Source organism: Agromyces sp. NBRC 114283, assembly GCF_030268405.1.
GTDB lineage: Bacteria > Actinomycetota > Actinomycetes > Actinomycetales > Microbacteriaceae > Agromyces > Agromyces mediolanus.
In genome coordinates this window covers 3727386-3750170 of the sequence record NZ_BSQP01000001.1, presented here as the reverse complement: position 1 = coordinate 3750170, position 22785 = coordinate 3727386, and the positions used below count along the sequence as shown (strand labels likewise).

Below are 22785 nucleotides of genomic sequence, written 5' to 3'. Positions count from 1 at the left end.
CGCTTAAATCCGCGGTATGCGGATCAATTGGGGGAAGGCCGTCGCCGCCGTCGTCGCGGTCGGACTGACGAGCGTGATCGCCGCCGGCGCGATCGCAGCTGTGAGTGCAGCGCAGACGCCCGACGCTGAGCCGGCGACCGTCGCGACGCTCGACTACGGCGCCGAGTACGACCGGGCCTCCGCCGTTGCGACGTCGACCGCGGACCGTGATGCCCGCGTCGCCGAAGCCACGAGGGTCGCTGCTGAGCAGGCTGCGGCGCAGGCGGCTGCGGCCGAGGCGGCACGCGTCGCAACTGAGCAACAGCCGGTCGGCGAGGATTCCGATCCCGGCGTTCTCGGCGGTGACCCTGAGGGGGAGCCTGCGCCCTGGGTTCCGTCCGAAGATCCGAACAACCGCAACGGGGGCGACTGGGACACCAGCGGATGCGCATCCGGGCGCTTCGAGAGCGGCCCTGACGGCACCCCGATCTGCGTCGGCTAGATACCCGCGGCGTCGAGGCGCGCCTCGATGCTCTGCGCCCAGCTGACGAGAACGAGCGAGATCCGCTCGATCTTCACTCCGAACGGCAGGATGGCGCGTTCGCCTTGGTAGGGAGGAACGGCCTTCGCCCCCTCGTCGGTGTAGATCAGCTTGTAGTCCACGAGCCAGTGCAGGCCGAGTTCATGGACCTCCTCCGCGATGAGGCCGAGCTCGGATGCGGCGTCGTCGCCGAGGCGCTCGACAGCGTCGATGTACCGAAAGGTCACGACTCGTAGGTAGCTGATAGTCGCGGGATCGAACGTCCACGATTCGATGTCCTGCTTGAAGCGGCGCGACGAGGGCACAAAGCCCATGGTGCCGTCCTGGTGCACGTACTGTGACGAGTAGGGGCCACCGTACGTGAGGAGGGTGTTGTAAACGCCCGTCGACGTCACACCGGCCGGGAAGGTGCCGCGACCGCTCGCGGACACATTGCCGGGGCTGATGTTGCCGGGGTTCGTGATCTTCGAGTCGATCTGCGGCTTGGTGTATGTGAGCGCGTTGACGAGATCCGTGACGGTGGTCTGCAAGTTCGCGATGAGGGCCTGCATCTTCTCGTAGAGGCGGACGAACTGCGAGCCATCGATGCGGAGTGCGTCGTCGACGTCGCGGCGTTGCTGCTCGCGCTCCGCGTTCTGCTTTCCGAAGTGCTCCGACGGAGGGACCTGGGACCTCATGCGTCGACCGCCTCGTCAGTTGTGATGCGCACCCAGCGGCTGCTCAGGCTGCCGGAGATCGCGGCGATCCGCCGTCGATAGGTGCCGTCGGGTACGTAGGACGAGTTCCGCATGATGACGTTGCAGTAGTCGCCGAGCCAGAACGAGCCGAGCTTCGGCACTTTGTCGATGTTCGTCTCGAACGACCACCACTCGTGTGCCTTCTGCGACGCGGAGAGCTCGCCGGCGGCGTAGGCATCGAGCGTGGCTTGCTCGGTCACCGTCGAGTGCGCGCTCGACAGGCTCTCCATGCGGGGGAAGCCTGCCTCCAACAGCACCGAGGACGCGGCCCGGGCGATCAGCGCAATCGCAGCCTGACGTCCGCCTGACGCCCACGCCTCGCTCGCGAGCATCTTCGCCGAGCGCTTCACCTTGAGCCCGCGGACGGTTCGCTTCGGTACCGAGAAGTCGAAGACGTGTGGGTCGCCCACGCTGGAGAGCTGCAGCTTCGCATCGTCGCCGACACGGACGAGGACCTCGATTCCGAGGCCGTCTGCCGTGTAGCGCGGGCGGAGGTCGATCTCGGGCCCGTTCTCGAGCTCCGTGAGGTCGAGGAGCGCTTCGCCCTGAGTCTTGAAGCTGGCCGCGTCGTACGTCTTGTCGTGCGCGCCAGTTCCGTCCGGGCCGAACACGAGCGGCAGGGCGCCCCCAGTGCGGCTCATGCCCTGCTGCAGGAGGGTGCGAACGATGAACGGCCAGGACTTGCCGGTGAAGCTCGTTGCGACGGCGGGGTTCGGTTTTCCTGAATCATCGCCCGACGTGAGGAGGAGACTCGTCGTCTCCACCGCGGGAGGCAGCACGTACCGCCGCATCAGCATCGACCACATGCCCTCGGCGGTGAGAACGAGTTCCTGTCGGTCCTCGTCGAAGTCGTGCTCCCAGATCGGCCCCGCCTCTGCGATCCACGAGCCCTCCCCGATGCCGAGTATCGTCGCGCCAGGCGTGGCGGTCTCGTAGAGATTGAGGCGACGGTGCTCCTTGTTCGACAGCGGGATCGTGCACACGGTGTCGCCAGCGCGGTTTCGACGGACCTCCCACCGCCCGCCGGTGGCTGTGATCGGGATCAGGTTGCGACCGGTCTTCGCGTCGGCCAGGAAGAACCTCATGCGTCGCTGTCCCTCCATCGTGCGGTCAGCTGCGGGGCACCGGTCACGGTGCCGATCGCGCCGATCTGAACCGTCGCGGTTTCCCCGGGGCCGAGCGTCCACCACTCGCCGCGCGTGAGTCGTCCTGTGATCGGCGATTGCTCGTCGAGCCAGACCTGCCCCTCGGCGCTGTCGAATCTGACGACGTTCGTCGGGAGGATCGGCCATTCGAGGCGGAGGCGCTGACCGGTTTCGATCCGTGTCAGCTCCACCCCGCCGGCGAGGCCGCCTCCCGAGATGAGGAACTCGGGCGCCGTGTCCGTGCTCCCCGCGTTCGTGAGCGTCACCCGGCCGGGGTTGCCGCCTCCAAGCTCCGTCAGGGGCGACGTGAGCGGGGACTGGACCCCGCCGCCCGCAGCGGGCAGGCCGTTCGAGCGTGACTGCCACGGGCCGTACAGCACGGGGTCCGGAGCGACGAGCGGGATCGAGAAGTCGGCGTAGCCGTTCTCGTCGATCAGCTCGAACGTTACCCGGCCATCGATGCGGACCTCGACAGTGCGGGTGAGCCCATCCACGGCAATCTGCATCGCGAACATCCCGCGGCTGGCGAGCCCGGTGACCTCGCGCCGAAGAGCCATCCAGTCGCCGCCGTGCACGCGGTACTCGCCGAACACGGTGATCTGTCGGCCGGGCGACTCGGGGGTGTCGTCGTCGAAGAACCCGCGCGCGTTGGGGCGCTGCTCGTAGGCGCCGACGACGCCGAAGGAGTCGAGGACGCCGTCGAGGCTGCGGAGGTACGGTTCCGACGCGGATGCCACGTTGACGAGCGTCCGCGTCGGAAGCGTGATCGAGATCATCGGAGCCTCTCCTCCACAGCTTCGACTGCCTTCTGAGCGGCCTTGTCGGCGATCTGGTCGGCGTTCAGACCGACTCCGTGGAAGTGCTGCTCGATGGACACGCCAGGCCGGCCGCCACCACTGCTGCGGGACGAGCCCGCGCCGGCGGGAACCATGCTGTACCCCCACCCGGCGAGCATCTTCTCCGCGAGCTGCAGCGAGCGAGCCCGCTTCGACGGGGCCTCCGGGTAGTACCACTCACCCTCGGTCTCGTCCTCCGCCCACACTCGGTAGGAGCCCGCGCGCGCGAACTGCGCGACGTGGTTCTCCCCGCCGGAGGCGAAGTACTGCACCGGGCGGCGGCCGTCGAAGTGGCCGCCGTCGGCGAACCCAAACCCACCGTCGCTGCCGCCGGAGTTGCCGACCGTGTTGCGGCGGCCGACGACGTCGACGTTCAGCGTGAGGCTGCGGCCGTCGTTCTTCCAGATGAACTGGTCGACTCGATCCTGAGCCGCGCGCGTCTGGATGATCGCCTCCCACTCCGTCGCCGACGGAATGCGGTAGATCTGGTCCGCGAGCGCAGCAGCCTCGTCCGCGTTCATGCCGAGCTGGGTCGCGCGGTCGATGAGGGCCTGCCTGCCCGCTTCCAGCGTCGCCTTGTAGTTCGCCGTGTTGCCGTCGAGGGCGAACTGCTTGTCGGCGGCCTGCTGCGACTGCTCGGCGAGACCGACGAGCATGTCCATGTTGTCGCGCCCGGCCTGGGTGTTGGTGTCGAGCGTGAGGGCGTACCCCTCAACCCCGTCGCGCGCGGACTGGATCTGCTCATCGACCTTCGCGAGGGCGTTCTGGTAGTCGAGGTTCGCGGAGATCGCGTCCTGCCCGATCCCGTTCGCCTCGTTGATCTTGCTGATGAGCTGGTCCAGCGTGGAGGTGAGCTCGTCCGCGCCGTCGGCTGCTTCGAGGTACGCCTCGGCGGCCGACTTCGTGACCGGCACACCCTCCTCTGTCGCGGCGTTCTTCTGACGAGAGATCTCGACACCGCGCTCGCGCGCACTGTTCTCCGCGCCCAGAGCCTCGGTAAGGTTGCGCGCCGCGACCTCGGCCTCGGATGCCGAGATCCCGTTCCGCTTCGCGAGCTCGTCGATGGCTTCACCGTCGAGCGCGGCAGCCCGGTAGGCGAGCGACAGCGCGTCGATGGCGTCCTTCTGACCGAGCGCGGCATCCGTGACCGTGTCGAGGCTGAACCCGAGCTTCTCCGCGTTGTCGAACGCGGAACCCTGTGAGATCCACAGCCACGACTTCTCAGTCGCGAGGGCTTCCTTCGCCATCTCCCGCGTCGAGTCGGTGATCTTCTGCGTCGACTGCTCGAGCGTGTCCGCGTACCCCTTCGCCTTCTGTTGCGCCTCCGCCTGAGCCGACGCGATGGCGCCGACGATCGCGAGCAGACCGGTGAGAGCAATGCCTACACCGCCCGCGATGAGCGCAGTCTTGCCCATCGACATGTTCGCGCCGTCGAGGACCTTCTTGAGTTCCTGGAAGCGGCCGATCAGACCGAGCGCGGTGCCCGAGAACAGCAGCGCTGCCGCCGCGGCGACGCCGATACCGAGCGCGGTCGACTGGACCTCGTCCGGGAGCTCGCCGTACCAGTCGACGAGGGCAGTGACGGACTGCACCATGTCGCGCAGGACGTCGTTCGCGCCGGACCCCGTCTTGATCAGAGCGGTGTCGAACGCGCCGCCGAGCTTCTCGATGTCGCCGGCGAGGTTGTCCTGCCGCATCGCGGCCTGCTCGGCGGCGTAGCCACTGTCGTTGACCTCGTCGGTCCACTTGTTCACGGCCTCGGCGCCGCCCTCGTAGAGGACGCGGGCGGCGGTGATCTGCTCGTTGCCGAAGATCCGGCCGAGCGCTTCGGACCGCTCCGCCTCGGTGAGGTTCCCGAAAGCTCGCTTGAGCTCCTGCGAGACGGCGGCGAGCGACTTCATCCGGCCCTGGCCGTCGAAGATCTCGACGTTGTACTGCTGCATCGTCTTCGCGGCGAGAGCGGACGGTGCGGTGAGTGCCATGAGCACGCCGCGCAGGCCCGTGCCCGCGCGTTCGCCGAGCTGCCCCTGCTCCGCGAACAGCGCCAGCGTGCCCGTCGTCTCCTCGAGCGAGAGGCCGAGGCCGGCAGCGACGGGGCCGACGTACTGCAGCGCGAGTGCGAGGTCGTCGACCGAGCCCTGCGCCTTCCCTGCACCGGCGGCGAGGAGGTCGGACACGTGGCCGGCCTGCTCGGCGGGCAGCTTGAACTGCTTGAGCGTGGTCGCCATGATCGTCGCGGACCGGGCGACCTCGAGCTGCCCAGCAGCTGCGAGCGCGAGGGAGCCGGTGAGGGCGCCGCCGATGATCTGTGACGTGCTGATGCCCGCTTTCGCGAGCTCCTCCTGCGCGCCGGCAGCCTCACGGGCGGAGTACGCCGTGTCGGCGCCTGCTTCGAGCGCAGCGTCGGCGAGGTCGCGCTGCTCCTCGGCGGTCGCCATGGTCGCCGCGGCGACCTGCGACATGCCCTGGTCGAACTCGGCGAACTTCGCCACCGAGAGTCCGACGAGCGCCCCAACAGCGACACCTGCGGCGAGGAGCGCGACGGAGAGCTTCTGCGCGGTCTCCGCCTGCCGCTCGGACGCCTTCGCCTGGTCTTCCTGCTTCGGCTTCGCACGGGCAGCCTCTTCGCCGGCGCCCTTCGTCGCCTTCGCCTGCTCGTCGAGGCTGCCCTTCGCGGCGCGCGCCTTCTTGCCCGTCTGATCGGTCGAGTTGCCTAGCTCGTCGGTCTGCTTCGCCGCGCCCTGCATAGACCGGCCGGTCTTCTCAACCGCCCGGTCGGCCTCCGCCATGTCCCGGGTGAAGATCTGCGCCCCGACGGCCTGGATCTTGAAGAGCAGTGCGCCCGCGTCGAACCCGCCCATGGACAGCCCCTCTCAGCCAGGTGTTGTCGATGGTCGTGAGCCGCTCAACGGCCGCCCGGATGAAGTGCCACGGGCGGCCGTCGAGCGCCTGGTCGAGGTCGGGGATTAGGCCGGTCTGCGCGAGGTCGATCTCGATCTGCCCGAACAGCTCCGGGTGGATGAGTTGCCACAGCTCGCGCGCGCTCAGCCCTTCCGCTTCTTGCCCTTCTTGGGCAGCCTGTCCTGCGGCTTCTTCGCGTTGCTGCCGCCACCAGAGCGGGATGGCGTACTCGGGGTAGATGCCCCGCTCGTCGGGCTTCCCGATTCCGAACTGGGCGATGTCGGACGGGGCAAGCGACCCAACCGGACCGCCAGCGCCCCCGTCGCTTTTAGGGCGCCGGGGAGCCCTCCACCTGCCTCGAGGTAGGCGTTGACGCCGTCGATGCCGAGGACCGACTGCCAGAAGAACGCCGGGTAGAGGACGTCGTCGGCTTCCTTCTGCGACAGCTCGAACCCGAGGCGGGTGTAGTTCGTGCGCTGCCCTTCGGGCACCGGTGACCACGTGTCGGTCTCGGCGTCGTAGACGGCGCCATCGACGCACATGATCATCATCTCGGCGAGCTGCTCGGTCGATCCGAACCCGCCAGAGACGCCGAGGAACGTGCTCGTCACCTGGAGGCCGGCGCGGCCGGGGAGGGGGCGAACAACAAACGGCTGCTCGACCCCCTCCAGGGTGATGTGCAGGTCGCGACCGACCTGCTCCGCGTGGATCGTCATGAGTCCCTGCAACTCCTTCGGATCAGAGGGCCGTGTACGGCAGCGAGTTCGACGCGCCGGCGGCGTTGGTGACCACGATCGGCGCCGAACCGGCGACCGTCGCGGGGATGAGCAGCACGACCGTGTAGTCGTCGACGATGCGGAGCTCGGCGACGTTCTGGCCGTCGATGGTGGCGGACACGGTGGTGCCGAGCTTGTAGCCGCGGACGACGATGAGGTCCCCGACGGTCTGCCCGGCCGGGGTGGCGGACTCGAGGATCGGCTTGCCGTCGCTCGCGAGCGGCGAGGGGATCTGATCCACCACGCCGTCGTTCGCGAGCGTGAAGGTGACGACGCCCTTGTCGGAGAAGCCGGTGTTCGCCTCGCTGTACGCGACCGAGAACGAACCCTCGAACACGGGCATGTCCTCGTCGAGCGCGTCGGTGAACAGCTGGAACTCGCGCTTGTTCGCGTCGCCCTCGGAGAACGCCGCGACCACGAGGTCCTTGAACCACGACTGTGCGGCGACGATCTGCTTCGTGACCGGGTCGCGGACGACCTCGACGTTGAACGTCGGGCCGAAGTTGTAGCCGATGATGTCCTGCGAGGTGCGGCCCTTCTGGCCGTACACCTCTCGCTGCACGGTGATCGGCGTCGGGTTCATGGCGAGGTTGTTGACGTCGCCCGTGATGTTCGCGAACACGCCTGCCTGCTTGAGGCGGATGAGCCGCTGGTGGGCGAGCGCGAGGGAACCCTCGGAGGGCGCCGTCGTGTCGTAGAGGGTGGTGTCGGCCATGGCCGGTCTCCTTCTGGTTGGTGGGGGTGCCGGCGCTTCCGGCGGTTCCTACGGCCGGCGGCCGCGGAAGGTGTACGTCGCGGCGACCGCGGAGCGGCCCTGCGAGTCGGGTTCGAAGTCGAGGGCGGAGAACTCCTGTGCCCACGAGATGCCGAGCACGTTCGGTGTGTACTCGACCTGGTCGAGCACGCCGCGCAGGCCAGCCGCCCACGCGCGCGCGACGAGCGGCGACCCGGCGCGGCGCGTGTAGAACTGCGTGCGGTAGATCACGTTGGCCCGACCATCGGAGACGGGCTGCAGCGGGGTGAGGAGGGTGAACTCGTTCACGCCGGTCGGCATGACGCCGTCGATGCGGATGCCGCGCTCGGGGATCGGGCCGGGCCCGGTCGCGTAGATCGCGAGGCCCGCGTCGTGGAGTAGCCGGGCGAGCGCCCGGTTGAGGATCGTCTCGGGGGCGTCAGCCACCGCGCACCTCCTTGCGGATGATGTCGCCGAGCTCCTTCCGGTGCTCGAGCGCGGGGCCTTCGAGGTACTTGCCCTGACGGCCGCCCTGGAAGTTGTACTCGGGGTGCTCGTGCAGGCGAGCCGCGTACGGCGTGTCGTACGTCACCGCCGCGCCTTCCTCGGGGTCGGTCGCGGGCGTCACCGATCCGGACCCGAGGAGAGTGCCCTGGTCGAGAGGCACGACTTCCGCCGAGAGCGCGAGGAGACGCTCGGCGGCGAGCGTCTCGCCCCGCGCGAGACGCTGCAGCGCTTCGGCGCCCGCGGCCGCGAAGCCTCGACCGGACATCGTCACTGAGGCGCTGACGCCCATGGCAGCCTCCTACTCGAGGTAGAGCTCGACGTGCGATGGGGTGCCGCGGTACTCGAAGTACGCGGAGTCGATGACCTCGGAGGTCCGCTCGCGCGGGGTGCCCTTCCATACGGTCACCTTCGTGCGGGGCTGCACGTCATCGGAGAGGAGCAGCACGACGAACGTGGTCGACGTGACCTCCTGGCCGGACGAGGGCGACGTCGAGCGACGGTCGACCACGAGGCGGGACTTCTGCTCGACGTACGCCGGCCGATCAGGGACCGGGCTGGCCCAGATGTCGCCCTCGGCGCCGTCGCCGAGGAAGCGCACGAGGTCGACCTGGTGGGGGAGGTGCTTCTTGCGGAGGCGGGCCACGGGGACCTCCTAGGTGAGCGGCCAGTCGGGCAGATCGACGGTCTTGCCGGCGAGCGCATGCCGCGAGTCGGTGAGGAACTGGATGCGCCCGTCAGTGACGAACGAGTGGCAGTGCACGTCGGCGGCGCCGCCCTGGACGAGCACCGACGGCTGGAACGTGGGCCGCTCGAGGTCTCCGTTGAATGACCACATCGTGTCGTTGATGCAGTGGGCCATGTCGCAGCCGGGGCACCAGAAGCAGTGCGACGGCTGGCCGCCCGTCTCGTGGGCCTTCACCGTGATCCCTACGTGTGCGCGACGGCCGAGCCGATGAGGCCCGCGTTGGTCAGGATCGAGATCGCCTTCGTGCCGATGCGGCGTTCGAGCTTCTCCCGCTCGGTGAGGCCCTCCGAGCTCGACGACGTCGTGCCGAGGGAGACGCTGCCGATCTTCACCGCGCCTTCGTACTGCGCGGCGCCGGCCGGGTCGTCCGTCTCCGCCCAGTACTCGGTGATCGCGCACGTCGCTTCCATGAACGCGTCGTCGATGTCCGGATCGGTGGGGTACCCGTCGGCGTCGGTCGCGTAGACCGTGCGGCGGGTGAGCTTCTCCACCTCGATCGACGCCGAGCGGAGACGCTTCACGAGCGCTTCCGGGGCGCCGTCCCACGGCTCCTCAGCGAGGCCCGCGTACTCCTCCGCGGTCGCGTAGACGCGCATCGCCATCGGCTACACCTGCCCCTTCTCGGGTGCGTCATCGAACTCCCGGCGCGACTGCGACGCGAGGTCGAACTCCGCGGCGAGCGTGCGCACGGGTGCGGCGGTGATGAGCGCGATGATCTGCGCCTTGTTCGCCTTCTTCGGCACGTCGATGCCCTCGTCGACTGCGAGCTCGCGAAGCTCACGCGCGCTGAGATCCTCGAGCGGAACCCCCTCGAGCTCGATGGCCGCGCCATGCTGCAAGAGCGCCTGCTCCCGCGCCGGGTGCAGATCGGCGACCTCGGCCGTGCCGTCGACGAACTCGACGCCGAGGAAGCGCTGGCGGCCCGCATGCGGCCGCGGGTGAGTGATGCGGATCATGATGACCTCCTGCGGGTCGGGTGGTGGCTGGCACGGCAGGGATCGAACCTGCGCGCGTCCGGTTAACAGCCGGGTGCTCTGCCTGCTGAGCTACGTGCCATCGGGTGGGCCCGGAGCGCCCCCCATGTGAACGCTCCGGGCCCCGGTGCGGGCTACTCCTGCGAGCCGCCCTGGCCGCCGTCGCCGGCCGCGGTGGACGCGGCGGCCTTCTCGGCCCCCGCCTTCTCGATCGCGGCGACGAGCTCGGGCTTCGACTTCGCCGAGCCGAGGTCGAGCTCGTGCTTCTCGGCGTACGCCTTCAGCTGGTCGACCTTCCAGTCGGTCGAGGGCTTCCCCTCGGGGACCGTGATCGGCTCGGGTGCGGCCGCCTTCTCGACGCCGTACCCGCGCCGCTCGAAGTATCCGAGCGCGATCGGGTCGTCGGTCTCGCCGCGGCCGTCGACGAACGCGACGCCAGCGACGTTCCCGGTGAAGCCCTTGACGGGCGTGGTGATCTTCGGTGCCACGGTGTCCTCCTACTGGACTCGGATGTTGCGGAAGACGGCGGCGGCCTTCGTCGCCTTGAGTGCGACGGAGACCGGGCCCATCTCGACCTCGCCCTTCTTCACCGCGCCGGAGGTGGTGAAGTCGGGCAGCCAGGTGTCGACGAGCTGGCCGCCGACGGTGGAGACGCCGTGGAAACCGTCGATGCCGACGCGGTACGCGTACAGGTCGGTGAGGCCGCTCGTCGACACGGTGGCGACGGTGCGGGTCTCGATCGGGACGATCGGGTTGTTCGACCCGGCCTGGTTGCCGGCATCGGCGAACAGGATGCCGCCGTACTCCTCACGGGAGATCGGGCGACCGTTCTGGCCGATGAGTCCGTCGATCGGGTTGCGGACGTACATCCCCGTGCGGCGCACGATCGCACGCACACGGGCGAGCACCTTCGCGTTGCCGATGAGCACCGTGGGGGTGCCGTCGAGCAGCGAGAGGAACTCGTCGAGCGCGTCCAGCGCCTTGAACTTGGTCGACGCGTCGGTGTCGAAGTCGCGCCAGTCGGCGACGGCGCCGCCGTTGAACTCGGTCGCGGAGCCGGTGAGGGCCTTGTCGAGTCCGTCGAAGCCGTTGGCGTCGACGGCGGTGTCGCCGTTGATGACGGCGTCCTGGAACGCGGTGACGGTCGCCTTGATCTTCTGCGAGAGGTTCAGGGCGACGGCGCCGGACGCGGCCGGGCCGATCTTCGCGACGACGCGGTCAACGGAGAACGAGCCGCCGAGCACCTTGAGCTCGGTCGACTTGTGCTCGGTCGTGACTTCGCCGGGGGTGTACTCGCTGTTGATCGCGCGGAACCCGGCGGATGCCTGGGTGACGAGCCGGCGGTACCCGTAGAGGAGGGTCGCGCCGCCCCCTGCGGGGTTCACGGCGTCGTCGAAGATCAGCGAGTCCATGATCGCGGACTCCTTGCGGAACTCGTCGATCACCGCCACGTTGAGGTCGGTCTGGGCGTTGAGCTTGCCCTCTGCGAGCGAGGTGGGCATGGTTTCTCCTTCGAGAGTGGGGTGGTGGTCAGCCGCCGAGCGCCTTCTTCACGGCGCCGTCGAGGCTGACGGGGTTTGCGGGTGCTGCCCCGCCCTGGTGGCCGCCTCCGCTCGTCGGGGGCAGTCCGGGGCCGGACTGAAAGGCCGCGTTCCTCTCGATCGCGTCCTCGATCGCCTTCTTGACGGCTTCCTCACTCGCGAGGTCGACGTCGGCGAAGGACTTCATGAAGCTGCTCGAGTCGAGCAGCAGGTCTGCGTTGGCGCCGTACTTCGGCGCGGCCCGGAGGAGGTGGTTCTCGCGGGCGAGGCGGTCGCGCTCGGCGGCTGCGGCGTCGCGTTCCTGCGCCGCGGTCTGGTGCGCGGTCTGCTCGCGTTCGAACGCCTCGCGGTGCTGCTTCGCCTCGCCGCGGAGCTCCCGCACGTAGTCGTCCGGGTTGCCCTGGTACTGGATCGGCGCGGGCGCCGCCGCCGGGATCGGCGGCTGCGGGGCGGGAGGCTGCGCAGCGGGCGCGGGAGCCGCCGGCGGCGGGGTGAACTGCGGGGCCGCTGCGGGCGGGCTCGCCGGCGCGGGCGGTTCCGCCGGGGGAGCGCCGCCGCCGGGCTCGTTCTCGAAGCGGATGCCTCGGAGGTCGTGGAGCGTGCGGCCGATGACGGCGATGCCGTCGCGATCGCTGAGGGCGGTCGGGGTGATGGTGCGCTTGTGCACAGTGAGCCTCCAGCTCGGTGATGTGTCCGGCCTCTGCCGGCGCCCAGCCCTGCGCTGGGACGTGAGGGCCGTGCCGCCGCCGTGCAGGGGCGACGACGACACGGAGTTGGGGGCGCATGACTGGCAACGGGCCAGTACGCTTGCGGCCGTGGACAACTTGGGGGACGTTCTGCTTCAGTCGGGCGCAGCCGTGATCGCTGCTGTCGGAGTCAGCGGTGCGTTCTTCTCGGTTGTGCAGGGGCTGAGTACCTGGTTGAAGGCGCGGGATAAGGCCGAGAACGCGGTACCTGACCGAAGCCTTGATTCGAAGCTCAGCGACCTGCAGATGGCTGCGAAAGCCGCAAGCCGCCTAGCGTCCGAGGTCGAGCTCGAGATTCAGGCACAAGTTGCCGCAGCGGAGAAGGCGAAGGAAGACGCCGAGCGCGCTACTGTTCTCGCGGCTCTCTCCGCGAAGGAGCGCGATGCTATCGCGGGACTGGTCCGAGAGCAGACCGAGGCGGGTGTTGACGCCGTCGGGAAGCGCGATCGGCGCAGGCAGCTCATCAACAACGTGGTGTTCTTCGTCGCTGGCGTTGCAGCGTCGGTGCTTGTCACCCTGTTTGTTCGGCCGCTATGGGGTGGTTGACGTTCCTGTCGGTCCGTCCGCGAAGTGCAGCTGTTCGCGGTACGACTGGCGCTTCCGGCCCGTCTCGCGGATGAACGCCCGCATGTCCGCCTGGGCTTCGAGCACTTCGGCGTGTGCGCGGCGGGCGGCCACGTCGTCCATCGCGACCGCTTCCTTGCGCTTCGCAGCCCGGATCTCGCGCTCGAGGCGGCGCTGCTCGGCTCGCTCCTTCTCGCCAGCCTCGTCGTACGTGGTGTCCGCTTGCGGCACCGTGAGGCCGGCCATGAACGGCACGAGCCGGCACCGGCAGTTCGGGTGGTTCCACCCGGCGGCGCGCGCCTGGTCGACGGTCGCGGCAACGTTCGCGGTGATGGAGCCGCCTCGGGTCGCGTGGGGGAGCGTCACCGGGCCGACGACGCCGTTCGTGGAGAGGATCTTGCCCGCCCACTCGGCGCACTTCTTGCAGGAGTCGAGGCCGCGCACGACGGTGACGAGGTCGATGCCTGACTGCTGCATTCGCCACACGCCGGCGTCGTTGAAGGCCCGGTTGACGGTGGTGCGCCCGGCCATCTCGGCGTAGGCGCCGATCGTCCAGCGGCGGCCGCTCTTGTCGGTGAAGTCGCGCACCCCTTCCGACAGGAACCGCTGCACCGCCTGGGCCTGCTGCACCCGCGACGTCGTCACGCCGAGGATTGTGGTCGGCGAGTAGAGCGCCATGATCCGCTGGTACGCGTCCTGCGGGTACCGGGTGAGGCGCTGGTTCATGACCTCGAGCCGGGACTCGAGCGAGAACGCGATGGCCGCGACAGCCTGCGTGGCCGTGGAACCGGCGGTGCGCGCGAGCGGAGCGCCCGGGAAGGCCGCCGGCGAGATCCCGGCGAGCCCGAGACGTGCGGCTGCGGCAGCTTCACCCTCGCGGGCGGCGATCTCCACCACTCGGGCGGCGAGGTTCTCCCGCCGGAGCTTCTCGACCACACCGGCGGCGATGAACTGCAGCCCGCGGAGCGCGCGCGCCCGGTCTGCGGCGAGCTCGGCGAGGAGGCGGTTCTGGCGCCGTCGTTCGGCCGAAGTGAGGCCGAGGCCGCCGGGTGCTTCCGGGAGGCGCGACTGCAGCTCCAGGTCGCGGCGGGCGCGGATCGCGACCTCGCGGATCAGCTCATCCTCCGCGCCGGCGTACCGGGACGCGATGTCGAGCGCGAGCTGCTCGATCAACTCCTCGACGGGCAGCCCGTCAGGGTCGGGGACGAACAGCGCCATGAGCTACTCCCGCCCGTCCTCCAACGGCCCGTCACCGGTGAACTGGGCCGGGTCGAGTGCGGCGGGCCTGTCGTTGCGGATCTTCTCGACCTCGGCCAGTACCTGCTCGTCGTCCCAGTCGGAGTTCGCCCGCCGCACCTTCTGCTCTGTCGAGATCGCCCCAGCTGCGTCGAGCAGGGACAGCGTCTGCGCGAGCACGAGGGGCGACTCCTGCGACTGGTCCGGGAACTCCACGTCGGGGACAGCGAACCGGCCGCCGCCCTTGCCTCGGAAGATGAGCCCGTCGAGCTCGAGCGCGACCGACGACTGCCGCGCGATCGCCCCACGGTCGGTGAGGATCTTCTTGTCGCGGGTGCGTTCGGATGCGGACTTGCGGTCGTCGATCTCGGTGGCGGTCATCGCGCCCTGGCCGCCCGAGTACTCGCCCCACGATGAGGGGGAGAACCCGGCCTTGCGGAGGATCTCGCGGTAGATGCCCGCCGCGGTCGCCTCATGCGCCTCGGTGCGGATCTCGAACTGCACCTGGTCGATCGTGAGCTTGTCCGGGTCACCCGGCATGTTCAGGCCGACGAACACCTCGCGGCCCATGTCGAACGAGGCGCCCTTGCCGACACCGTTGTAGTCGAGCGCCGCGTCGGGGACGAGGATCTTGCCGGCGCCGAGGCGGAGGTCGCGAATCCACGACGACCACGTCTCGTCGAGCGCGTCGAACAGAGGGTGCAGCTGGTCGAAGTCGGAGCGGCCCGTGTGGGCGAGCACGCCCTGCTTCCGCCAGGCGATCGTCTCCATGTTCGGGTTGAACGACGCGGTGAGACGGTTGATGCCGGTCGGGATGACGGAGTCGCCATCGACGAGCTTCGCGTACACGGCCGTCTCGGCACGCTCGGTGAGCGGCACCCGCCGACCGAGGTTCGTCTCGGTGCCCTGGTAGAGGGCGTGCTCGATGTACCCGATGGCGTGGTGCTCGAGGTGCCGCCAGAAGACGTTGCCGTCGCGGTACTCGGTCCACATCGTCAGCTCGATCATGCGGCCCGAGCGGAACGTCGGGATCATCACGTCTGCGGCGACCGTGTCGAGCCACACGTGGTCCTCGACGTCGGTGTCCCACCGGGTGACGAGGGCGGTCGTGCTCAGTGCGGACTTGAGCTCGCCCATCCGGTTGAACGTCGCGTGCGCGCCGTCGCTGTTCGAGATGACGTCGAGGCGGTCCTGCTGGCGCTCCGTGAGCTTCGGGATCGACACCGTCGGCGGTTCGGCGAACACGAGATCCGAGGCGAGCGTCGCGAGATCTGCCGGCGCCGGGATGTGCAGCCGGGTGCGGTGCTCTTCGGCCGGGATCGGGCGGCCCCAGAAGAACCGGGAGGCGCGACCCACCACGCCGCCGCGCATCCGCTGTCCGTGGCGCACGTAGTCGGGCCGAGACTGCTCCTCGCGGCGGTAGATCCGCTCGAGGGCCTCGACGTCTCCGGTCCACCATGCGGCGTTCTCGGCGTACTCGCGGTACGCGACGTTCCACGGTTCGGGCAGCCACGGGGAGTTGTTCTCGGGAAGCGGCACGGTGTCGTCTCCCTTCACGCGGCCTTGAGTTCGGCCTGCCAGTACGTCTTCGTGGAGTGGGTGATGTAGCGGCCGCCGTCGAGCCAGTGGTCGTGTTCCTTCACGACCTCGTCGACGCCCTGCTCTGTGGCCTTGTCGGACCACTGGTACTCGGACACCTCGGACTGAAAGCGTTCGCACCGGTCGGTGACGATCAGCTGGTCGTTGCCGAACAGGTTCGCCATCGTCGCGATGCCCTTGAGGACGTCGTTGTCGGCCGCCCACGGGGAGAGGCCGGTGCCGCGGAGATCCTGGTGCAGTTGCGTGCGGAACGACGCGGCCGCCGGGTCGAGCATGAGGAACCGAGGCTGCAACCCGTCGGGTTCCGGCTGGTGTGGCTTCGGCAGCCATGCCCGGAACAGCTTCGAGAGCTCGGCGTCGGTCTTCCGTTCGCCGTGGTTCTTCTCGTCGGCGGGGTCGTAGCCCCACTCGTCCATGAGCACGAGGCGGGGCTTCTCCTCGGCGGTGAGGCCGAGCATCATCGCCGTGGTCGGGTTCGTGGTGCCGTAGTCCATGCCGATGCCGAGGATGTCCTGCAGGCGCGGCATGGCGTCGAAGGGGATGACGTGGCGCTTCGGGTCCCACATCGGGTAGACGGCGCCGGCGGCGTTCGTCCACTCGCCCTTGATCATGCGGTCGTAGAAGACGCCCGAGAACGAGGCCTCCATATCGGCGATGTAGCCGGCGTCGAGGTTCGGGTTGTCGGCCATCGTGAAGTGGAATGAGATCAGGTTCTTCGCCCCGGCCTCGAGAATCCACTTCTTCCTGATCCAGTGGTTCCGCGACGCCGGGTTCATCGTTGCGAGGAGTCGGGCACCCTTCACGCGGAGGCGCGAGACGAGCATGTTCCAGAACTCCTCGGGGAGGAGCGCGGCCTCGTCGACGTAGGCGAGCGCGACCGTGGCGCCCTGGATGCGGCCGACGGCCTTTGCGTCGTTGGCGCCGACGATCATGACCTCGCGGCCGAGGATCATCGCCGACGTCGCGCCGGGCGTGTAGACGATCTGGGAGGCGATCACGGAGCCGAAGATGCTGGTGTTCTGGAACAGCACGAAGACGTTCTGGTACACCGTCTGCAGGCTCTTGCCGACGATGATGATGAGGCCCGTCCTCGGGGCGACCACGACGGCGAGCAGGAAGGCGAACAGCGACGCCACGGTCTTCCCGGCGGACACGGACCCGTACCAGAGGGCGAGCTTCCGGTGCAGCGCGTCGACGATGGAGAGGATCTGCGCGCGCGACACGAGCCGTTCGACGTCGGCGAGGTTCATCCCTCGGCCTCCGTGGGCGTCTCCGCCCGGTACTTCTCCGCAGCGGCCTTGAAGCCCTCCGCGAGAGTGTCGAGCACGCCGACCGCCTGGTCGAGCCCGCCGTTGTCCTTCTCCACGATGCGGGTGGCCTTGTCGAACGCGATCCCCGCAGCGGTGAGAGCCTCACGCCGCATCGACATCGGCGCCCGGTCCAGCGTCTTCTGCTCGAAGGTGTTGTCCTTGCCGCCGAAGTTGTACACGACGACCTGGCCCTGGATCTCCTTGAGTGCCTGACGGCCGGCGGCCATCATCTCCTCAGCGAGTAGCAGCCGCTCGGCAGCGAGGTCGATCTTGTGCGCCTCGACCGCGGCCGCCGTCTGCGACCGGTCGAACGACAGCCCCTCCGCCTCAGCCCACCGCGACACCGTCGACGGAGAACAGCCCAGCTGCTTCGCGATCGCCCGACACGACTTGCCCTCATCGAAGAGTCGCCGCGCCTCCGCGCGTTTGCTGTCGAACGTGCCGCGTCGCGCCATGGCTCATCACCTCGTTTGGGCCTCTTGCCCGGTGGTGTCGCCGTTGCGGGGGTTCTGGTCTGTCCCTCGGCTCGGTGCGTGGTGCGCGAGAGTCTGCTGCGCGGCGGGGCGGCGAGGGGCATGCCGTGCGCTGGTGTGGGAGAGTTGAGCGGTTCTCGCGGTGGAGGGTGCTGATGCAGTTCTGGGACTACGTGTGGTCAACGGTGATCGCGCTGTTGGTGGTGGCGTTGATCACCTGGGTTGTGGCTGTGCTGTGGGGACAGTTGACGCGGGCGATCGGGAAGCGTCCCGACTGGGTGCTGGAGTGGAAGACCGCCCAGTGGCATCTCAGGCGTGCCCGGCGCTCGGAGGCGCTCGACGTCGTTGCTTGGATCGGCAACGAGAACGGCGAGAACGTCGCTCCTGGGAACTGGCATCCGTTCGGTGCAGGCCCCGACGTACCGGGCGGTGCCTCGACCGTGATTCACGAGCTTCGCGGCAACCGGACGTTCATGATCTCCTGGATTGATGGCCGGCGGAAGTCGGCTGAGGTCGAGCTGGAGGAAGGCGTGAAGAAGTATCTTCTCCACGCTGAGCCGGCACCGAGACGGCGGCTACGGTTTACCTACTGACCGGGGTGCGCCGAAGTCCCCATGCCGTGTGGCCGGGGGCTTCGTGCTGGACACAGTGGTCCATCATCTGAGTACTAGGCTCGCGCCTTTCGCGAATTAGTGCACGTCCGGGTCGCTCGGCGTGTCGCGGCTGGTCGCCGATCCGAACTCTCGCGTTGCCCGATCACTTACCGCCGAACCAGACCGGGAGAAGCGCCACCACGATTCCGGTCGGGAATGCAACCAAGGTCGTGATCACTGCCACTCTGAAACTCGTCCGGTGGCGGCGCTCCTCTTCGCGCGCATCGGCGCGAGAGACTCCGAGAATGCGGTGCCCCTGCAGTAGCCGTTGTGATCGTATCCAGCGCTCAGCCTGCGTCGTCAACGCGATCGTCCCAACCAGTGCGCCAAGCGCAGCCACGCCGAGAAGTGCGATTGCAGCAGGCGGCTGGGTGGTCGACAGGAGGAGCCAGATCGAGCTTCCAAGTAGGGCGAGGAACCCCGCAATCGGAAGCACCACGACCAGGCGATACCAGGGGAACACGAGCCGACCGCTGGCGTAGATTTCGGCGAGGAGTCGGTCTGTCTCGTTGGTGCTCACGCCACCGAGCGTCGGAACCCAGAAGTTCGCCAGGTAGGGTTTGCCCCTCCGATTGAACTCCACATACCAGGTCCGCGGCTCCGTTCCACCCGGAGTTGAAGGGGACGGGAAGTTCGCAGTGAGCTGGAGTTTGAGCGTCTCCCGATGGTGGTTGCTGGTGCCTGGCAGCTCGGCCTCTGGCACTTCGTGGTCATCCGTTCCAAGCCGGTAGACCCGAGAAAACTGCACGTCGCTGAACTCACGCTCCGCGATCAACTTCTCCATGAAAGCGGCGATATCCACGATCGAATCCGTGTCGATCCAGATCGGACGATACGTGTACCCATCCGGACCCGTCGACCAATGGACTTCCTTTTCGGGACCGTAGAGCCAAGAGGTAGCCATGCGCCGAGGCTATCGCGCGGGTGCTCACCCACTGGTGTCCCCTTCCGGGGTAGACCCGAAACCGTCGGGTTCAGATCCGCGAAGCGCGTCGCGCATCTTCGTCCAGTGCGCCACGTCGTCATCGAAGCCGAGCTCCTCTGCCAGCAGGATCAGCCGGTCGAGCTGCACTGCGGTGTACCTAGCCACGGTTGCTCCCTTCCACGTCGGGTTCTGCGATGGACTCCCAGAGCGTCCGGGCGACGCTCTCGGTGCCCTTCGCGGTACGGGGCCGGCTCGGTGTGTCCCAGCCCGGGCGGGGCGGGCGCTCGGCGAGCACCCGGAAGCCGGACGCGCGGAGGCTCGCCCCGGACTCGCCGTCCTGCGTGTAGGTGATGAGTCGGTCGTAGCCCATCGCGAACGTGGCCCGACGGGCGGCGCCGTAGAGCATGCTGTTCGCGTTGCGGGTGCCGTCGGTCGCGGTGCGGATCACCTCAAGCGTGTGACCCTCCGCGGCGAGCACGCGCGACACCGGCCGCCCGACGATCGCGACGCCGACGAGCTGGCCGCCCTGCGCCACGCCCACGCTGAACTTGTGGCCGACGGGGCGGTCGTGGTGCCGGTGGTGCTCCGCGACGAACGCCGCGGCGTCGCCGAAGGAGACGGGCACGAGTCGGAGGCTTACGGCTCGCTCCCTTCCTCGTCGGGTTCCGGGACGTAGTGGTACCCGACCCAGCGATTGTTGATCCGATCGCCGAGTTCGCGCATCTCGGTGTCCGTGAGCGCGTCGGCGATCGACGGGTCGACGAACCGGTGAAGGGCAGCGCCAGCCCAGAAGTCGCCGTCCCGCAACTCTTTGGCGAGCATGACCATCGCGTCGTTGTCTAGGGTGCTCGCGACGAGTTCAGGGTCTTCAGCAACGACGAAGTACCAGCCTCCGACGGCGTACTCGCGATCGTCGCTCTCGTAGTCCAGTCGCACCGGGATGCGCAGGGTGATCTCTCCGAGCTTCATCGGTCTTCCTCTCGTTCGTCGGGTTCTGCGGCGGCGAATCCTGCTCGGAACGCAGCCTCCACGAGCTCCATGTCGTCGTTGTCGGACCAGTTGAAGTGCATCCACTCGTCCCAAGCGTCCTCGACGTCAGCCACGGTCCGTCTCCTCTCGTCCTGCATCGTCGGGTACAGCGGCGAGAGCCTTGAACGCTTTCCGCACGCGGCACTTGCCGCACGTGACCAGCGACGGCTCGCCGACGGCCCACACCTCGACGGTCAGACCCCCACCGCACAGGGGCTCGCGGGTGAGCACGGCGCAGCTTCCGGCGTCGACCTTGTAGTGCGTCTTCCGCTCAGCCACGGTCGGTCTCCTCTCGTCCTGCATCGTCTGGGCTTCGTCGCGAGCTCGATGCCCGCATCCGTCGGACTCGGGCATCAAACATGAGGCCTCCCGGGCGGCCTTCGTGCCAGATCACCGCCGGTCGGTCGTCGGCCATCGAAGCCGCCTCATCGAGCGTGAGCCGCCAGCGGGTGGCACCCGACTCGTAGAACCACTTCCCAGACCGGTCGTATCGGACGATCTCGATCCGCCCGCCTCCGATCGGGACGATGGTGCAGTGCACGGTACGGTCAGCCACGGTGGCTCTCCTCCACAACGTCCTCCTGGCGGTAGGGGTTCTTCTCCTCACGAGTTTCGAAGTACCCGTCGACATTGCCGGCCTTGTAGCCTTCGTCCCAGACGTCTGCCTTCGCGCGCTCGGCGTCGACCAGTCGGGCGCGCACGTCGGCGAGCTCGTTGAGGATGTCGAGCTGCACGCGCTCGGACTGCTCCGGGGTCTTCGTGGTGGTCATGGTGTTCCTTCCGTTCGGCGTCCGTTGCGGGACGCGGTTCCCTTCGGTCGGCCCCGCTTCACCTGCAGGGCTCGGATGGCGTCAGCGCGGACGACGAGGGCGCCGGAGTCGAGGCTTCGGCCGACGTCGTTCGGGCTGAGCTTGCGGTCGTCGATCCACCGGTAGATGCGCGACGTGTGGCGGCCGGCGAGCGCTGCGGCCTCGGTGATCGTGAGCCACTCCTTCACCCGACCCTCCGTTCGATCTCCGCGATCGTCACGACGGACCGCTGGTCTGTGATGCGCTTCCCGCAGCCCGCGGTCTGGCAGACGACGACCTCGTCCTGCGCGAACCCTGCCGGCGGCTCTCGCACGAGCGACGCCAGGCGACAGGACGGGCAGAACACCCGGCGGAGCTTCACCGGGCGCATCTCGATCGGCAGGGACCGATACGCGGCCTGCGCGGCAGCCGTGAACTGCACGGCGTCGCGGGCGCCGGGTTCGGTCGAAACCCACGACTCGAGCGTCCCGGCACGGGTCCGGAGGTACGAGCGGCAGGCGTCCAGGTGCAGGGTCGTCTGCGCGAGGTTCACGTGCCCGGCGGAGCTGCCGCGGATGCCACCGTTGTCGCCCTGCACCGCCCGGTCGATGCCTTCGACGACCGCGGCGAACCGGTCCCACTCGGCGTAGGCCGCTTCGAGCCGGTTCCAGCAGCCCCAGCACAGCAGCCCGACGCGCGCCTCGCGGGGGAGGCAGCCGGTGCACTCGCGGCCGGTGGCTTCCTCCCGGGACCGCTCCGCGTTCCACACGTAGGCCCACCCGTCGCACGAGTCGATGTGCTGGTCGCGATGGGTGCAGGGACGGATGCCCGGGATGCGGGTCGTCGTGATGCACAGCAGCGTCATCGGGGTCTCCCTCCGTGGCAGCGGCACTTCCCGTCTCGACCGCAGGGGAACTCGCCGAGGCTCTTCGTCCCGCGACGGCAGGACGCACAGCACTCCAGCGGGTCCGGGGTGTCGGTCACGGGCACGCCGGCGAGGCGGAACGCGTTCACCTCGTCGAGGCCGAGGTAGCGGCTCGCGTCGCGTTCGACACGCACCTCTGGGATGCCGTCTCCGCCGCTGTGGATGCCGAAGCGGGCGACGGTCGCCTTCTCCTCCGGGCTGAGGTCCGGGGCGCTCACGCGTCGCCCCGCTGCGTGAAGTCGGGGTGCTGCCCGGACATGTGGCGAGCGAGGTTCTCGAAGCGGCGGTTGCAGCAGGGGCACACGCCCGCGGCGATCCGGTTCTTGATCCGCGTCTTCGCCGCTTTGTGGCCGCGGAGCGACCGTTCAGTGGCTTCCAGCTGGTCGCGCGTCGACGTCTCGCGCGCCTCGGCTCGCTGGCGCCGTCGCCGCTCAGCAGCGAGCGCGGCTTCGAGCTCGTCGTTGCGGCTCTGGTGGTACGAGATCTTGTGCCCGTTCGGGCACCAGAACGAGCTGCCGTCGGCCTGGACCTTCGCGAGCTTGTTGCGTGGGATCGCGAACGGGATCTCGCAGACGCCGCAGGTCAGCGAGTCGAGCGTCGAGGTGTAGGTGAGCGTGGTCATGGTGTCTGGTTCTCCTTCGTGTGGATGAGCGCCCGGAGGTGCTCGGTCTGGTTGTCGTAGTCGCGGCGACGTGTCTCGTCTGCCGGGGGAGTCCACGCCTCTCGGCGAAGCCCTGTCGGAGTGACGCGGGCCTGCGTCTCGCCGAGCCACTCGGCGAAGTCGAGGTCCGACTGCAGGAAGCCGGCGCTCATGCTGCGAGCCCTGGCTTGTGGATGGACGCGAAGCCGGCGGCGAGGTTCTCGGCGCTGCGGCGGTGCAACGAGTTCGCGTAGTCGAGCGCGTCCTCGAACACGTCGAAGTGCACCGATCCGTGCAGCGGGCGGCCCTGCGGAATCGACGAATGCGACACCCGCCATGCCGGCTCACCGGTCCACGGGAACAGCTTCCGTCGAATCACGACGCGCTCAACCCGGTTATCCACAGGGCCAGCCGCATCAGGAACGCAAGAATCTCTGCTCGTGTCTTGGTTACGTACGTCCGTTACGTACGTTCGTTCGTTC

Annotated in this window: 35 protein-coding genes and 1 tRNA gene; 3 read left to right on the top strand and 33 right to left on the bottom strand. The window is 68.7% G+C overall.

Going from position 1 to position 22785, the window contains the following annotated elements:
- Positions 1 to 16 precede the first annotated feature (16 nt).
- On the top strand, positions 17 to 481 hold the full coding sequence (locus tag QSJ60_RS18035) for a hypothetical protein (protein ID WP_285465028.1): 465 nt from the start codon (positions 17 to 19) through the stop codon (positions 479 to 481).
- Here the strand turns inward: QSJ60_RS18035 and QSJ60_RS18030 are convergent.
- The 16 genes from QSJ60_RS18030 to QSJ60_RS17955 all read right to left on the bottom strand — a co-directional run bounded on the left by QSJ60_RS18030 (position 478) and on the right by QSJ60_RS17955 (position 12082).
- Positions 478 to 1197 (bottom strand): tail fiber domain-containing protein, encoded by a 720-nt coding sequence (locus tag QSJ60_RS18030; RefSeq protein ID WP_285465026.1) that lies wholly within the window; start codon positions 1195 to 1197, stop codon positions 478 to 480. The two genes, QSJ60_RS18035 and QSJ60_RS18030, sit on opposite strands and share 4 nt — an antisense overlap.
- Positions 1194 to 2447 carry a hypothetical protein gene (locus QSJ60_RS18025; RefSeq protein ID WP_285465025.1) on the bottom strand — a complete coding sequence of 418 codons (1254 nt, stop codon included), beginning with the start codon at positions 2445 to 2447 and terminating at the stop codon, positions 1194 to 1196. Before QSJ60_RS18025 ends, QSJ60_RS18030 begins: the two co-directional genes overlap by 4 nt.
- Positions 2339 to 3178, bottom strand: a complete 840-nt coding sequence (locus tag QSJ60_RS18020) for a phage tail family protein (protein WP_285465023.1) — start codon at positions 3176 to 3178, stop codon at positions 2339 to 2341. Before QSJ60_RS18020 ends, QSJ60_RS18025 begins: the two co-directional genes overlap by 109 nt.
- Positions 3175 to 6099, bottom strand: a complete 2925-nt coding sequence (locus QSJ60_RS18015; protein WP_285465021.1) for a phage tail tape measure protein — start codon at positions 6097 to 6099, stop codon at positions 3175 to 3177. Before QSJ60_RS18015 ends, QSJ60_RS18020 begins: the two co-directional genes overlap by 4 nt.
- 183 nt (positions 6100 to 6282) lie before the next feature.
- A complete protein-coding gene (locus QSJ60_RS18010; protein WP_285465019.1) occupies positions 6283 to 6855 on the bottom strand; it encodes a hypothetical protein in 573 nt (190 codons plus the stop codon).
- 22 nt (positions 6856 to 6877) lie between these two features.
- Positions 6878 to 7630 (bottom strand): IPT/TIG domain-containing protein, encoded by a 753-nt coding sequence (locus tag QSJ60_RS18005; RefSeq protein WP_285465017.1) that lies wholly within the window; start codon positions 7628 to 7630, stop codon positions 6878 to 6880.
- Positions 7631 to 7678: 48 nt separating this feature from the next.
- Entirely contained in the window at positions 7679 to 8095 is a 417-nt protein-coding gene (locus QSJ60_RS18000) for a hypothetical protein (protein ID WP_285465015.1), read from the bottom strand.
- Positions 8088 to 8444, bottom strand: coding sequence for a hypothetical protein (locus QSJ60_RS17995; protein ID WP_285465013.1), 357 nt, complete (start codon positions 8442 to 8444; stop codon positions 8088 to 8090). Before QSJ60_RS17995 ends, QSJ60_RS18000 begins: the two co-directional genes overlap by 8 nt.
- Positions 8445 to 8453: 9 nt before the next feature.
- Positions 8454 to 8798, bottom strand: coding sequence for a hypothetical protein (locus QSJ60_RS17990; protein WP_285465011.1), 345 nt, complete (start codon positions 8796 to 8798; stop codon positions 8454 to 8456).
- A 9-nt stretch (positions 8799 to 8807) separates the two neighbouring features.
- Entirely contained in the window at positions 8808 to 9074 is a 267-nt protein-coding gene (locus QSJ60_RS17985; RefSeq protein WP_285465009.1) for a ubiquitination-like system serine protease family protein, read from the bottom strand.
- Positions 9075 to 9082: 8 nt separating this feature from the next.
- Positions 9083 to 9502 (bottom strand): head-tail connector protein, encoded by a 420-nt coding sequence (locus QSJ60_RS17980; protein ID WP_285465007.1) that lies wholly within the window; start codon positions 9500 to 9502, stop codon positions 9083 to 9085.
- 3 nt (positions 9503 to 9505) lie between these two features.
- Positions 9506 to 9856: a hypothetical protein gene (locus QSJ60_RS17975; protein ID WP_285465005.1), complete on the bottom strand. Its 351-nt coding sequence runs from the start codon at positions 9854 to 9856 to the stop codon at positions 9506 to 9508.
- A 24-nt stretch (positions 9857 to 9880) separates the two neighbouring features.
- Positions 9881 to 9956: transfer RNA gene (locus QSJ60_RS17970), tRNA-Asn, on the bottom strand.
- Between the two features lie 52 nt (positions 9957 to 10008).
- Positions 10009 to 10362 (bottom strand): hypothetical protein, encoded by a 354-nt coding sequence (locus QSJ60_RS17965; RefSeq protein WP_285465003.1) that lies wholly within the window; start codon positions 10360 to 10362, stop codon positions 10009 to 10011.
- A gap of 9 nt (positions 10363 to 10371) precedes the next feature.
- On the bottom strand, positions 10372 to 11376 hold the full coding sequence (locus tag QSJ60_RS17960; RefSeq protein WP_285465001.1) for a major capsid protein: 1005 nt from the start codon (positions 11374 to 11376) through the stop codon (positions 10372 to 10374).
- A 28-nt stretch (positions 11377 to 11404) separates the two neighbouring features.
- Complete coding sequence (locus QSJ60_RS17955) at positions 11405 to 12082, bottom strand: hypothetical protein (RefSeq protein ID WP_285465000.1); 678 nt, start codon at positions 12080 to 12082, stop codon at positions 11405 to 11407.
- A gap of 148 nt (positions 12083 to 12230) precedes the next feature.
- Between QSJ60_RS17955 and QSJ60_RS17950 the strand changes: the two genes are divergently transcribed.
- Positions 12231 to 12707 (top strand): hypothetical protein, encoded by a 477-nt coding sequence (locus QSJ60_RS17950; RefSeq protein WP_285464998.1) that lies wholly within the window; start codon positions 12231 to 12233, stop codon positions 12705 to 12707.
- Here the strand turns inward: QSJ60_RS17950 and QSJ60_RS17945 are convergent.
- From QSJ60_RS17945 to QSJ60_RS17930, 4 genes are read right to left on the bottom strand one after another with little or no spacing between them, the layout of a single operon-like run.
- Positions 12693 to 13943, bottom strand: a complete 1251-nt coding sequence (locus QSJ60_RS17945) for a phage minor capsid protein (protein WP_285464996.1) — start codon at positions 13941 to 13943, stop codon at positions 12693 to 12695. The genes QSJ60_RS17950 and QSJ60_RS17945 overlap by 15 nt on opposite strands.
- Before the next feature lie 3 nt (positions 13944 to 13946).
- Positions 13947 to 15500, bottom strand: a complete 1554-nt coding sequence (locus QSJ60_RS17940; RefSeq protein WP_285464995.1) for a hypothetical protein — start codon at positions 15498 to 15500, stop codon at positions 13947 to 13949.
- 14 nt (positions 15501 to 15514) lie between these two features.
- Positions 15515 to 16810, bottom strand: coding sequence for a PBSX family phage terminase large subunit (locus QSJ60_RS17935; RefSeq protein ID WP_285464993.1), 1296 nt, complete (start codon positions 16808 to 16810; stop codon positions 15515 to 15517).
- A complete protein-coding gene (locus QSJ60_RS17930) occupies positions 16807 to 17325 on the bottom strand; it encodes a helix-turn-helix domain-containing protein (protein ID WP_285464991.1) in 519 nt (172 codons plus the stop codon). Before QSJ60_RS17930 ends, QSJ60_RS17935 begins: the two co-directional genes overlap by 4 nt.
- A gap of 173 nt (positions 17326 to 17498) precedes the next feature.
- Here QSJ60_RS17930 and QSJ60_RS17925 point away from each other — a divergent pair, with 173 nt between their 5' ends.
- Positions 17499 to 17936: a hypothetical protein gene (locus QSJ60_RS17925; protein ID WP_285464989.1), complete on the top strand. Its 438-nt coding sequence runs from the start codon at positions 17499 to 17501 to the stop codon at positions 17934 to 17936.
- Positions 17937 to 18099: 163 nt separating this feature from the next.
- Here QSJ60_RS17925 and QSJ60_RS17920 read toward each other — a convergent pair whose 3' ends face one another.
- From QSJ60_RS17920 to QSJ60_RS17860, 13 genes are all read right to left on the bottom strand, one after another.
- A complete protein-coding gene (locus QSJ60_RS17920; protein WP_285464987.1) occupies positions 18100 to 18900 on the bottom strand; it encodes a hypothetical protein in 801 nt (266 codons plus the stop codon).
- A 24-nt stretch (positions 18901 to 18924) separates the two neighbouring features.
- Complete coding sequence (locus QSJ60_RS17915) at positions 18925 to 19086, bottom strand: hypothetical protein (protein ID WP_285464986.1); 162 nt, start codon at positions 19084 to 19086, stop codon at positions 18925 to 18927.
- Complete coding sequence (locus QSJ60_RS17910; RefSeq protein WP_285464985.1) at positions 19079 to 19546, bottom strand: XF1762 family protein; 468 nt, start codon at positions 19544 to 19546, stop codon at positions 19079 to 19081. The genes QSJ60_RS17915 and QSJ60_RS17910 overlap by 8 nt, the downstream gene beginning before the upstream one ends.
- Before the next feature lie 11 nt (positions 19547 to 19557).
- Positions 19558 to 19890, bottom strand: a complete 333-nt coding sequence (locus QSJ60_RS17905) for a hypothetical protein (RefSeq protein WP_285464983.1) — start codon at positions 19888 to 19890, stop codon at positions 19558 to 19560.
- The gene (locus QSJ60_RS17900; RefSeq protein ID WP_285464982.1) at positions 19887 to 20024 is read right to left on the bottom strand and encodes a hypothetical protein; all 138 of its coding nucleotides are present in this window, start codon (positions 20022 to 20024) and stop codon (positions 19887 to 19889) included. Before QSJ60_RS17900 ends, QSJ60_RS17905 begins: the two co-directional genes overlap by 4 nt.
- Complete coding sequence (locus QSJ60_RS17895) at positions 20017 to 20229, bottom strand: hypothetical protein (protein WP_285464980.1); 213 nt, start codon at positions 20227 to 20229, stop codon at positions 20017 to 20019. Before QSJ60_RS17895 ends, QSJ60_RS17900 begins: the two co-directional genes overlap by 8 nt.
- Before the next feature lie 269 nt (positions 20230 to 20498).
- Entirely contained in the window at positions 20499 to 20720 is a 222-nt protein-coding gene (locus tag QSJ60_RS17890; RefSeq protein WP_285464978.1) for a hypothetical protein, read from the bottom strand.
- Positions 20717 to 20947: a helix-turn-helix domain-containing protein gene (locus QSJ60_RS17885; protein WP_285464977.1), complete on the bottom strand. Its 231-nt coding sequence runs from the start codon at positions 20945 to 20947 to the stop codon at positions 20717 to 20719. Before QSJ60_RS17885 ends, QSJ60_RS17890 begins: the two co-directional genes overlap by 4 nt.
- Positions 20944 to 21603, bottom strand: a complete 660-nt coding sequence (locus tag QSJ60_RS17880; protein WP_285464976.1) for a hypothetical protein — start codon at positions 21601 to 21603, stop codon at positions 20944 to 20946. Before QSJ60_RS17880 ends, QSJ60_RS17885 begins: the two co-directional genes overlap by 4 nt.
- Positions 21600 to 21881 carry a hypothetical protein gene (locus tag QSJ60_RS17875; RefSeq protein WP_285464974.1) on the bottom strand — a complete coding sequence of 94 codons (282 nt, stop codon included), beginning with the start codon at positions 21879 to 21881 and terminating at the stop codon, positions 21600 to 21602. The genes QSJ60_RS17880 and QSJ60_RS17875 overlap by 4 nt, the downstream gene beginning before the upstream one ends.
- Complete coding sequence (locus QSJ60_RS17870) at positions 21878 to 22285, bottom strand: hypothetical protein (RefSeq protein ID WP_285464973.1); 408 nt, start codon at positions 22283 to 22285, stop codon at positions 21878 to 21880. The genes QSJ60_RS17875 and QSJ60_RS17870 overlap by 4 nt, the downstream gene beginning before the upstream one ends.
- Positions 22282 to 22476, bottom strand: coding sequence for a hypothetical protein (locus QSJ60_RS17865; protein WP_285464972.1), 195 nt, complete (start codon positions 22474 to 22476; stop codon positions 22282 to 22284). Before QSJ60_RS17865 ends, QSJ60_RS17870 begins: the two co-directional genes overlap by 4 nt.
- The gene (locus QSJ60_RS17860; protein ID WP_285464970.1) at positions 22473 to 22682 is read right to left on the bottom strand and encodes a hypothetical protein; all 210 of its coding nucleotides are present in this window, start codon (positions 22680 to 22682) and stop codon (positions 22473 to 22475) included. The genes QSJ60_RS17865 and QSJ60_RS17860 overlap by 4 nt, the downstream gene beginning before the upstream one ends.
- Between the last annotated feature and the right edge of the window lie 103 nt (positions 22683 to 22785).